The sequence below is a fragment of the Peribacillus sp. RS7 genome (genome assembly GCF_041956845.1).
In the GTDB taxonomy this organism is placed as follows: domain Bacteria; phylum Bacillota; class Bacilli; order Bacillales; family DSM-1321; genus Peribacillus.
Window position 1 is genome coordinate 5541343 of the sequence record NZ_CP168135.1, and the last position, 11753, is coordinate 5553095.

Below are 11753 nucleotides of genomic sequence, written 5' to 3' on the forward strand. Positions count from 1 at the left end.
AGCCCTCCTCTTTTTTCATTACATGGTTCTGATAATATATGAAAAAAGAGGAAATATAGTGTAGGTGATTTTATGATAAAATCCGATCGATTTCCGCTTTTACATTATGAAGGATAAATTCGACCGATTGGATATGACTTTTAAATCGCTTGTAACTGGTTTTAGGAAAGAATGCCTGAACGGCTACATCAGAAAGGTTATGAGCGGTTTGTTCGATTTGCTCGGGGAAAAGATGCTTAAACTCGGTTTCTTTCATCCACTCCTTCATTCCAGTTTCCCATTCGATGCAAACGGTCCTGACTTGGTCTGCGAAGGGCTTGACTTCCGAAAAGAAATCCTTTTCCTTTCCTTCCTTGCGTACACCCTCATAGATATCATCGGCTTGGACCGTATATTTTATTAATTGTTCAGTCAATAGCTGCAGTTTTTCTTTTTGCACAATATATTCCTCCGCACGTTTGTTTCCCTTTAGTATAATCCAGTTCTTTATAAAATGATATTCTGTTGGCTTATACGTGCAATTCAGTTAAAACCTTGTGATTAATTATTGATTTTTCCGGAACAATGGAAAAGGAATGGTTTTCACCTTCAGCATTCACCCAATAATCCTCGGCTTTTTCAATGGCTTCCTGGGCTTCATTAACTAATGTATATTGCTCTGCCCATAGTTTGCACCGGACTGTATTTACAGTTTCCCCATATGAAATTTCCAAACGATCCAGGCTGGTACTGATCTCAGCTATCATCCTTAATATTTCCTCTGTTGCGACACTTTTATTGACCATGCTGATCCCTCCCATTCTTTACCTGTACTATTCTTTTTTTTATCACAAAGCCCTTCATGACTGACAAAACTAGAAGGGAATCGGCAAAGAAAGTGTAATTCACTTAATTTATTATGCCCTTCGACAACAATGGCAGAATGAAGAATGGAGTTTTAAACAAAAATACAGACAGGAGGTGATTTTATGCAGTCGAATGAAAGCAGACAGCAAAAAAACGAAAAACGACAAAAGCCGCCCACTAAAAAGGCAGGAACGGGGAACCCGAAACTTAGTGGAGAAAACCGCCCCTCAACGTAAGTCTTAAATACTGTACAATAAACAGGGAAGGCTTAATCGACGCCTTCCCTGTTTCCTTTTATAAAAACCAATTCTTGATCATTGCTACTGTGTGCAGCTGCTTTTGTTTATGGTCATACCAATCGGTCAATTGCGGGTCTTCTTCCCATTGAGGTTCAATGAACCAATCCTTTTTAATCTTTTTTTTCAAATCCCATTGCTCCGTCTCACACACTTGATGATGAATCAATGGATAAACTCCCCTCAGCATCGGGGTTTCATAGTACCTAGGCTTTTTTCGATATCGTTCATAATCATATCTAGCCCCAGTTGGTTCAGTCCTGCAGGAAAATTCATGAAAAAGCGGAAACAAATCTTCAGAAAATAAAAGGCCAGCCAACCTTTTCCCCAATTCAATCCTTTTATCGATATTTCTAAAATGCGAAACGGAAGAGCCATACAGTCTTCCATTGCAGGTAGGAAATAAGACAGTGCTAAAATGCATCCAGTCCTGCAGGAAAAATAATATAGAATGAAAAACGAAAGATTGCTTTTTAATAACCGGTTTTTCAATGATATTTTGTTCATTTATTATAAGCGCAGTGACTAATCTTTCACGATTCCCATATTTCCAAAAGGAATACCATTCATTCGTCATGAATTTAGTAATAAAAAAATAATGACATAAGTGAAAAAAAGGACGTTCATACTTCGTCGAATAATGATAGAGAAGCAATTGCGGATAAGCATCTTGAAATATTCTCCAATTGGCATCTTCATACGTTAGAAATAAATGATGCCTGTATTTGGGGCTAAGCAAATGGGAAAGCCAAATCCCTTCAAGGTCACACATATTCCAGCCTGCATTTCTAGAAACCATCCCCGCTAAAAAAGACCATTGTATTTCTGGATGCATTTTGAAAAATTGTTCATATGCCTTTGTTCTTGATATATTATCCCTATTCCCTTTAGCGGTTTGGACTTTTATGGAATGGAGCAATTGCTTTTCCGTCTTTAACATTCGCATCTATGTGTCCAGCCTTTCTATAGCGATGAATTGTGACATATAGTTGTACATTAATCCTATCGTTCTAAGAAACAATTCTTTTTATTCACATATTGGATTCTTTTTTTGCTAATATAGATAAGTGAAAAAAAGGAGGGGTAAAAGTGGCATTTCATTATCCCAACGGACGAAGATTTGTACCGCAGGCTATGGAAGAAAAAAAAAGCCCACTAAAAAAAATCAGTTATAGCAACCGGGGAAAAACATTGGAAGACGATTTGAACGAAACCAATCAGTATTATTTAGCACACGGCATTGCCGTCATCCATAAAAAACCGACACCTATTCAAATTGTCGATGTCCACTACCCGAAGAGAAGTGCTGCAGTCATTAAAGAAGCCTACTTCAAACAAGCGTCGACCACCGATTACAATGGTGTTTATAAAGGAAAGTACATTGATTTTGAGGCAAAGGAAACGAAAAACAGCAGTTCGTTCCCACTGAAGAATTTTCATGACCATCAAATTGAACATATGAAACAGATCATTCAGCATGATGGAATTGCATTTGTCATCATCCGGTTTTCCGCAATGGATGATATATATCTAATGAGTTCTGAACAACTGAGTTTTTATTGGAAAAGAATGAAAGACGGTGGACGCAAATCTATAACTCTTCAAGAGGTTGAAAGTAGTTCACGAAAGATTACTCTTGGCTTTCAACCGAGAATTGACTATATTAAAGTAGTAGATTCGCTCATCGCAGAAAATTTTTAGTTTTTTTAGAAAGGCAGGTTAGCTGTAATGGCTGAAAAATATAATACGAGAGAAGAACGCCGAAAACAGAGTCAGACACAAAAAAAGGAACCGAAGAATGGACCTAAAAAGCCAACCAATATGCTTAAGCGCATTTTCCTTATACTAGTCACGATCGGAATTATAGGCTTGGTTGCCGGAGGAGCTGCAATGGCTTACTTTATAAGCGATGCTCCAAAACTTGACGAAAAGCTTTTGAAAGATCCAGTCACATCCAAAATTCTGGATGAAAACGGAAAATTGCTAGCTGAAGTCGGAACGGAAAACCGGGATTATGTAAATTATGAAGACATACCTGATCTTGTCGAAGAAGCTTTCCTTGCTACGGAAGATTCCCGCTTTTATGAACACCACGGGGTGGATTTCTTACGTCTGGGCAGTGCCGTCATAGCCAACTTCAAAAACGGATTCGGCTCAGAGGGTGCAAGTACATTGACCCAGCAGGTTATCAAGCGTTCTTATTTAACACCTGATAAGACCATTAAAAGGAAAGTCCAGGAAATGTGGCTATCCATTCAGCTTGAAAGAAAATATACAAAAGAAGAAATTTTCGAAATGTATGTGAATAAGATCTTCTTTGCAAACCGTGCCAACGGGGTCTTAACTGCTTCCCAGACTTATTATGGAAAAGATCTAAGCGAATTGAAATTAAACGAAGCGGCCATGCTTGTCGGATTACCGCAAAGCCCAAGCCGTTATGACCCTTATAAATACCCTGAACGTGCGAAAGAACGCCGTGATATTGTCCTGCACTTAATGAATAAACATGGATATATCACCGAAAATGAAATGAAAAGTGCACAAAGCATCGATATAACAGAAGGACTTCAAGAAATCGATAAAAGTCAAATCGATACGACTGCTTATGATGCATTCATCGATTTGGTAATTGAGGAAGTCGGAGATATGGGTGACTATAACGTCTTTACCGATGGTTTGGAAATCCAAACGACCATTGATAAAGATGCCCAGGAATATGTCTATAACATGTTGAACAGTGATGAAATCATTAATTATCCAAGTAAAGATCTCCAAGCTGGAGTCACCTTACTCGATACTGAAACTGGTGAAATAAAAGCAGTGGGCGGCGGCAGGAACACGACAGTTAAACGTGGCTGGAATTATGCAACGGATGCCAAGCGTTCACCTGGTTCGACCATTAAGCCAATTTTGGATTATGGTCCTGCCGTAGAATATTTAAATTGGTCCACCTACCATCAAATCAAAGATGAGGAATATAGTTACACTGATGGAACACCGCTTAAAAATGCTTCCGGGCGACATTATGGTACCGTAACGACTCGCGAAGCACTGGCACGTTCATTAAATATCCCTGCCTTAAAAACGCTTCAAGCAGTCGGATTGGACCGTGCGCGTGATTTTGCCACTGACCTGGGCATTCCTTTTGAAAAGGAAATAACAGAATCAGCAGCATTGGGTGGCGGTAAAGACGTTTCTACTCTTGAACTTGCCGGTGCATACAGTTCATTCGGAAACAACGGTATCTATAATGAACCGCATAGTGTGAAAAAGATTGTTTTACGTGACAAAACAACCATCAAAAACAAGACTGATTCGAAGCCGGTCATGAAAGATTCCACGGCTTTCATCGTGACGGACATGTTGAAGAGCGTAATGAAAGAAGCTTATGGAACAGGAAGGTTAGCCAATATACCTAATCTCCCAGTAGCCGGTAAAACGGGTTCAACCAATTTCACGCCTGAACAGCGTGCAGCGAACAACATCCCATCTTCCGGTGTAAAAGATAGCTGGATGGCGGGTTATACAACCAATTATACAGTCGCAGTATGGGCTGGTTATGATAATGCATCAGGTGAGAAATTGGAGTATCTGGGTGATTCTTCTCAAAGGATCCCTAAATCAATCTTTAAGAATTTAATGGAACATATGGCTCAATCAAAAGAAACGAAAGACTTTGATCAACCTGACAGCGTTGTAAAAGTTGGAGTCATAAAAGGTTCGAATCCGGCTGTTAAAGCCAATGAATATACGCCAAGCAGTAAAATCACTTATGAATACTATGTTAAAGGTCACGAGCCAACACAAGTGACGACAGAATATGAGAAAATTGACTCACCAGGCATTAACGCTTCTTACAATCAAGAAAGTAATGCAATCAATCTATCATGGTCATATCCTAAAGGAAATGCCCAATTCGAGGTTATGATGTCCGTTGATGGCGGAGCGCAGAGCGTGTTAAAAAAATCGAAGGATACTAGTTTAACGATCCCTAACCCAACCCCTGGAAGTAAATATACTTTCTCAGTGGTAGCGTTAGTGGATAACCAACAAAGTGATCCTGCAAGTACATCTGTCGAAATACCGGCTGAAGCGGCGGAACCTGAGGATACTGAAGAGGAGATTGAAGATCCAGCCGAAGGTGAAGATATGGAACAAGAAACTCCTGCTGAAGGCGAAGAAGATAAACAAGATGAAGACAAAAATAACAATGGCAACAATGGAAATGGTAATGAGAATGGAAACACTGATAATAATGGCAATGGAAATGGCAATGGAAACAATACTGATGATGGAAATGGCAATAAGGATGATGAAGACGTTGAAGGCGGGGATCCTGGCACCGACCCTGGGACGGTAGAAGAAAAACCAGTCGAAACCCCTGACCCGGACCCTAATCCTAACCCGGACCCTGATCCAGAAAAAGAGAAAGACAAGGATAAAGAAAATCAAGATTGACTAAAAAACGTCTAAGCTTATAGCTTAGACGTTTTTTTATTCTTATTTTTGATCATGAACTTCACATATTGTTTTTCAAATTCTCGGAACAATTCACTAAGTTGTCTATACGAATGGAAAGAAGCAGGTCTTTCAAGGATGAAAGACAGCCTTTCGGCCAGGTTCACCGGAATATGATTTAAAGATTTTATTTGTAGCCGGAAATCACTCAATACCACTGGCTTTCCATGCATCCAGAAGACTGCAGTTAAAAATAATCCTATACCCTGCTTCATGAGTCCCAAGGTCCGTCCCACTTTTCGCTCTGAAAATAGCAAGCTGCATTCTGTATCGATTCCCTTCCATTTTTCCATTAGTTCCTTTACATGAAAAGCCCCCTTAGTCCAAGGAGTATACGACTCAACATCATTATAGTAAAGTAACTCATATGGAAAAGCCTCGAATGGGATCGAAACACTCCACCCTGCATAGTGTTCTTTTTCCAAGATGGTTTCCTTTTCAGGGAAAAACAAAGGATGGGCCAATTCTGCAGGGACTTTTAATGATATGGACTGCGTCAATTGGCCTCTTTCCTTTTCATTCTTTTTTTTCCTTCACGGCATAATTCGAGAAGTGGGCAGGTTTCACATCTTGGTGACTGTGCCTTGCAATGATAGCGTCCAAAGAATATCAGGCGGTGATGCGTAACGGACCATTCATCCTTTGGTATCTTAGCCATCAACGTTTTCTCAACATCGAGGACACTATCCTTCCAACGGCATAATCCCAGGCGCTTGGAAACACGCTCTACATGGGTATCCACAGCTATCGCTGGCACATCAAACGCAACGGAAACGACTACATTAGCCGTCTTTCTGCCCACGCCAGGCAATTTAACAAGCTCATCACGATCTCTGGGTACTTCCTTACCGTAATCTTCGATCAGCATGCGCGACAACTTTTGTATGTTCTTAGCCTTGTTACGAAACAAACCGATTGAGCGAATGTCATTTTCCAACTCTTCTATCGGAACGCTTATGTAATCCTCAGGCGTTTTATATTTTTGAAATAAATCCTTAGTGATTTTATTGACTAATACATCCGTACATTGAGCTGACAGGGCAACGGCAATCACCAATTCAAATGGATTGGAGTGATTCAGCTCACAATGGGCATCCGGAAACATTTCCCCCATTGTATCCAGACAATATCGAATTTGAGCTTTATTCAACATATTGGTTCTCCTTCAATTTACATTACTGCTCGAGCCAGTTATAAAAAGGCACATCTTTCAATGGTTGTGCAGTTTCCGTCTTCCGATCCCTCTTTTGATGAACTCTAAATTTTTGTCCTTGCTCCCTTGCCTGTTCCAAGGTTTTTATTCCATTCTTTTTCCACTCGAATAAAATTCGATCAATGTATCGGAAATTCAATTTACCGGAAATGACAGACTCCCTAAGAGCTGACTTAATGATCTCAGGCTGATGGTCGTCCTCCATCCACATTGCCAATGTCTCACATTCAAATGGAGATAAAGGGCGGCCGAACTCCTGTTCAAAAATTGTATAAAGGCTCTCCCCCGCTTTTTGGACCTCAGCCGACTCTGACTGTTTCAAAGTTTTTAAGAAACAGTCCATCATTTTTTCATAAAGTGGAGACAACGAATATTTTTCCTGTCCGATTTCTTGACTCCCTTCAACAACCATTTCAACAAATCCCCTTTGAACCAAACGCTGGATTAGGAATAGACATTCCGTTTCCTGCAATGTCATTCGGTCAGATAGTTGGGATGGTGCAGGGAAATGGTTACCTTTATCGATAAAGCTTTGCAATTGTAATAATAGGACCATTTCTTGTTCATTCAGTCCCATTGTCTTATAGTTAGTCAACAAAAAGGATGGAATCGTTATCGTTCCTTCCTTAAACCACGCATATAAATGTTCTTTATTCATGTTTTTGGACACCTCTGATTAAGTATAACATGAATATGGCTCCCCGAATAAGCTTATAATTTTAACAAAAAACGGTTATCTGCCCAATATGACCAGATAACCGCTTCTTTAAGAGATCAAGGATATAAACGATTTAATAGACGTGGGAACGGAATGGTTTCACGGACATGTTCAACTCCACTGATCCAAGCAACAGTACGTTCTAACCCCAATCCGAAGCCCGAATGCGGTACAGATCCGTATTTTCTTAATTCCATATACCATTTGTAAGCATCTTCGCTCAAGCCATGCTCGTTGATTCTTTGTTCAAGCAATTCCAGATCATGAATCCGCTCCGAACCGCCAATTATTTCCCCGTATCCTTCGGGAGCGATCAAATCGGCACAAAGAACGACTTCTTCCCTGTCAGGAGCAGGCTGCATATAGAAAGGCTTGATTTTGGTTGGATAATGAGTTATGAAAACTGGCTTTTCATAACTTTCTGCTATTGCAGTTTCGTGCGGCGCCCCAAAATCATCTCCCCATTGGATATCATCAAATCCTTGTTCATGAAGGAACTTAATGGCTTCATCATAAGTAATACGCGGGAAAGGAGCTTTAATTTGTTCAAGCTTTGCTGTGTCACGGCCCAGGGTATTCAACTCAAGCTGACAGTTTTTCAATACAGATTGGATGATGGAAGATACGAATTGTTCCTGAACCTCCAGATTTTCTTTAAATTCGATGAAAGCCATTTCCGGTTCAATCATCCAGAACTCGATTAAATGCCGTCTTGTTTTGGATTTTTCTGCCCTGAAGGTAGGACCAAAAGAAAATACCTTCCCTAGTGCCATTGCTGCCGCTTCCATATAAAGCTGTCCACTTTGTGAAAGGTATGCATCCTCATCAAAATATTTAGTCGCGAACAATTCACTCGTTCCCTCTGGAGCGCTTCCTGTTAAAATTGGGGGATCAACTTTTACGAAACCTTCTTCATTAAAGAATTCATATGTAGCCCGGATTATTTCATTACGGATTTTCATGACTGCATGCTGTCGTTTTGAACGCAGCCACAAATGGCGGTTATCCATTAAGAATTCAGGACCATGCGCTTTAGGTGTAATTGGATAATCCAATGATTCATGAATGATTTCAATATCTTTCACTTGTAATTCAAAACCGAACGGCGAGCGTTCATCCTTTTGAATGACACCTGTTACATACATGGATGTCTCTTGCGAAACCGATTTCGCACGAGCGAAAACTTCTTCACCCACTTCAGCTTTCACGACCACTCCTTGAATGAAACCAGAGCCATCACGGATTTGAAGAAAAGCAATTTTCCCACTGGAACGCTTGCTGGCAAGCCAGCCTCCAATGGTAACTTCTTGATCGACGAATTTGCTAGCATCTTTTATTGTAATTTTCACGGAATTTACCTCCAAAAATAGCTTAACTTACTATGTAATTTACTCTACTTATTATACCCATAGCCCTGCTTACAAGCAAATAAATCAATTGAAGCGGAAGTTCCACGCCTTTGATACCACTTTCAGGTTTTTTGAGCGTATTCACCAGATTGCATGGTAGATACTACACTAACGAATTTGCTGACATGGTAGCCGTCCAAGCCAGTATGATCACCTCGATATATGTATCGATTGGCATTTCAGCTTTTAAAACTATGATTGAACCCTATCATCATAACTTTTAAATATCTGCTACAGGACCTGTTCAAATATCTATTTTCTTGTTCCCAGACCATTGATGGAACAACCACCTATAAGCAGTTATGTATGTGCTGTTGGGTAGAACAATGCCATTAGGTCCTTTCATCGTATTTGTAGCCATCGTTACCCAAAACAAATTCCTTAAAGTAATCACTTCCCCCCAATATAGGCACGAACACCCCTATATTGCCATTACAGTAGCATGCAGAGATTACAGCCATAAAGTCCAATTTTTTCGGATACTGTGTGCAGCCATGAATGCATATCGGTTCAACTACCCATTCTTAAGAATCTGAACCCAAAGGGAATTTCCACATTATTATAAGAGAATCCTCCTATGAGTTATGACCAAGGAAGATGTCTGGATGCTCTACTAACTAAATGTTCAAGACATTTTTCAGTTAAAACCAATCTTTTTAACAATTTTTGCATAATTATACTGAATAATCTAAAAATGTTGAACTTAAACAAAAAATCATATACGATATCATATATGATTAATAATAAATCAAGGGGTGAGTGTCCATGGCAAAAGCAAGAGTGAAACTCCAAAAATCTGAATATTCTGAAGAAGTGGAAATATTGTCGAAAAAGTATTTATTAATGAACGGTGATAAATATGAAGTATCTCAAATAAAGTTGGATATCCCTATTTCAGGAACGGTATATGGGACATTATTAAACTATAAAGGATCATTGGATGCATTCAAGGAGAAGTTCCACCAAGCTCCTTATAATGAACCTCCTAAAGGGCCGATCCTTTATATTAAACCTAGAAACACGTTATCTTCTTTTTCAAATCCAGTTCCCCTTCCAAATGGCATACCTGCATTGGAAATCGGGGCGGCACTTGGAATAGTTATCAATAAAACGGCAACAAGAGTCAAGAAAGAACATGCACTGGATTTTATAGAAGGTTTTACGATCGCCAATGATATTAGCATTCCGCATGAAAGCGTTTACCGCCCTGCGATCCGCTATAAAGCACGTGATGGATTTTGCCCGATCGGTCCCTGGATCGTATTCAAGGAATCCATATCCAACCCCGATTCTCTAGGGATCCGTGTATATATTAATGGGGTGCTTAGGCAAGAAAATTCAACTTCAAATCTAATTCGCTCCATCTCCCACCTAATTGAGGATGTAACAGACTTCATGACTTTGAATCCGGGTGACGTCCTTTTAGTAGGAGTCCCAGAGAATGCACCACTGGCAAAAGCCAATGACCATATTAGAATAGAAATTGACGAAATCGGATATTTGGAAAATACAATCATTTCCGAAGAAAAACTATCAATGGAGGGAATTTTATGAAGAGAGCACGTATAGCCTATGCAGGTGCCATACATCAAGCAAGTGAATATAATGGCCAGCTCCAATTGGCGGATGGCCGGATTGTCCATGAGCAAGATGTTGTCTGGCTTCCCCCAGTGGAACCGCGGACTGTGTTCGCACTTGGTTTGAATTATGCAGACCATGCGAAGGAGCTTGCTTTTAAAGCCCCGGAAGAACCCCTGGCGTTCTTAAAAGGTCCCAATACCTTTATCGGCCACCGTGGGCAGACAAGACGGCCTGCTGATGCATCTTATATGCACTATGAATGTGAACTGGCAGTCGTCATCGGTAAAAAGGCGAAGAACATAAAAAAGGAAGAAGCCTTTAAGTATGTAAGTGGATATACCATTGCAAATGATTATGCAATACGGGATTATCTTGAGAATTACTATCGACCTAACTTAAAGGTTAAAAATCGCGATACCTGCACCCCCATCGGTCCTTGGCTAGTAGATGCCGAAGATATTACAGACCCTTCAAATCTTGCCATCAAGTCATATGTCAACGGAAAATTGACTCAGGAAGGCAACACGAAAGACATGATTTTCAGCATCGCTGATTTAATTGAATATTTCAGCAGCTTCATGACATTGAGTCCAGGCGATATAATATTGACAGGCACACCGGAAGGATTGGCGGATACTGCTGTAGGCGATGAAATCATCACTGAAATTGAAGGTATCGGAAAACTCGTCAGCACAATAGTCGGTGACGATATATTTACAGAAGGCGGGGATCGGCCACATTTAAAATCCATAATTAACGGAAGGGACTAATTACATGCCTCATATTATTATAGAGTATACGGATAATATCAAAGATGAAATCCAGATTGACAGCTTATTGAGCAAGGTGAATGATGTACTGATCTCCTATCCTTCGATCTTTCCAATTGGCGGCATCCGATCCCGGGCCATTGAATTGAAGCATTATCGTGTTGCCGATGGTACAGAAGATGATGCCTTTGTTCATGCCATACTAAAAATTGGCGCTGGCCGCCAGGATAGTGATAAAACCAAAGTATGTGACCAACTTTTTGAAACGATGGAATCCCATTTGGCATCCCTCTTTTCAAAAAGATATCTTGCCCTCTCCATGGAACTTACGGAATTCAGTGATTTTGGCACATATAAAAAAAATAATATTCATGATCGATATAAATAAATGAACTATTGGAA

General features: G+C 40.0%; 12 protein-coding genes. 5 read left to right on the forward strand and 7 right to left on the reverse strand.

What is annotated here, in order from left to right; translation table 11 throughout:
* Positions 1-70: 70 nt before the first annotated feature.
* The 3 genes from ACDZ29_RS27330 to ACDZ29_RS27340 form a co-directional block, all read right to left on the reverse strand.
* The gene (locus tag ACDZ29_RS27330; protein ID WP_289315871.1) at positions 71-439 is read right to left on the reverse strand and encodes a YppE family protein; all 369 of its coding nucleotides are present in this window, start codon (positions 437-439) and stop codon (positions 71-73) included.
* A 70-nt stretch (positions 440-509) separates the two neighbouring features.
* Entirely contained in the window at positions 510-785 is a 276-nt protein-coding gene (locus tag ACDZ29_RS27335; RefSeq protein WP_375089396.1) for a hypothetical protein, read from the reverse strand.
* 355 nt (positions 786-1140) lie between these two features.
* Positions 1141-2082 carry a DUF2515 family protein gene (locus ACDZ29_RS27340; protein WP_375089397.1) on the reverse strand — a complete coding sequence of 314 codons (942 nt, stop codon included), beginning with the start codon at positions 2080-2082 and terminating at the stop codon, positions 1141-1143.
* A 149-nt stretch (positions 2083-2231) separates the two neighbouring features.
* Between ACDZ29_RS27340 and recU the strand changes: the two genes are divergently transcribed.
* Together recU and ACDZ29_RS27350 are read left to right on the forward strand one after the other, a co-directional pair.
* On the forward strand, positions 2232-2843 hold the full coding sequence (recU, locus tag ACDZ29_RS27345) for a Holliday junction resolvase RecU (RefSeq protein WP_289315868.1): 612 nt from the start codon (positions 2232-2234) through the stop codon (positions 2841-2843).
* Between the two features lie 27 nt (positions 2844-2870).
* Positions 2871-5600 (forward strand): PBP1A family penicillin-binding protein, encoded by a 2730-nt coding sequence (locus ACDZ29_RS27350; RefSeq protein ID WP_375089399.1) that lies wholly within the window; start codon positions 2871-2873, stop codon positions 5598-5600.
* Positions 5601-5617: 17 nt separating this feature from the next.
* On the opposite strand, the gene ACDZ29_RS27355 is transcribed toward ACDZ29_RS27350, so the two are convergent.
* From ACDZ29_RS27355 to asnS, 4 genes are all read right to left on the reverse strand, one after another.
* Complete coding sequence (locus ACDZ29_RS27355; protein ID WP_375089401.1) at positions 5618-6160, reverse strand: YpoC family protein; 543 nt, start codon at positions 6158-6160, stop codon at positions 5618-5620.
* Entirely contained in the window at positions 6157-6813 is a 657-nt protein-coding gene (gene nth, locus ACDZ29_RS27360) for an endonuclease III (protein WP_375089402.1), read from the reverse strand. Before nth ends, ACDZ29_RS27355 begins: the two co-directional genes overlap by 4 nt.
* Positions 6814-6835: 22 nt before the next feature.
* On the reverse strand, positions 6836-7531 hold the full coding sequence (locus tag ACDZ29_RS27365) for a DnaD domain-containing protein (protein ID WP_289315865.1): 696 nt from the start codon (positions 7529-7531) through the stop codon (positions 6836-6838).
* Between the two features lie 116 nt (positions 7532-7647).
* Complete coding sequence (gene asnS, locus ACDZ29_RS27370; RefSeq protein ID WP_289315864.1) at positions 7648-8940, reverse strand: asparagine--tRNA ligase; 1293 nt, start codon at positions 8938-8940, stop codon at positions 7648-7650.
* Positions 8941-9765: 825 nt separating this feature from the next.
* On the opposite strand from asnS, the gene ACDZ29_RS27375 reads away from it, so the two are divergent.
* From ACDZ29_RS27375 to ACDZ29_RS27385, 3 genes are read left to right on the forward strand one after another with little or no spacing between them, the layout of a single operon-like run.
* A complete protein-coding gene (locus ACDZ29_RS27375; RefSeq protein ID WP_375089403.1) occupies positions 9766-10554 on the forward strand; it encodes a fumarylacetoacetate hydrolase family protein in 789 nt (262 codons plus the stop codon).
* Positions 10551-11351: a fumarylacetoacetate hydrolase family protein gene (locus ACDZ29_RS27380; protein ID WP_375089405.1), complete on the forward strand. Its 801-nt coding sequence runs from the start codon at positions 10551-10553 to the stop codon at positions 11349-11351. Before ACDZ29_RS27375 ends, ACDZ29_RS27380 begins: the two co-directional genes overlap by 4 nt.
* 4 nt (positions 11352-11355) lie before the next feature.
* Positions 11356-11739 carry a 5-carboxymethyl-2-hydroxymuconate Delta-isomerase gene (locus ACDZ29_RS27385; RefSeq protein WP_289325579.1) on the forward strand — a complete coding sequence of 128 codons (384 nt, stop codon included), beginning with the start codon at positions 11356-11358 and terminating at the stop codon, positions 11737-11739.
* Positions 11740-11753: the final 14 nt, after the last annotated feature.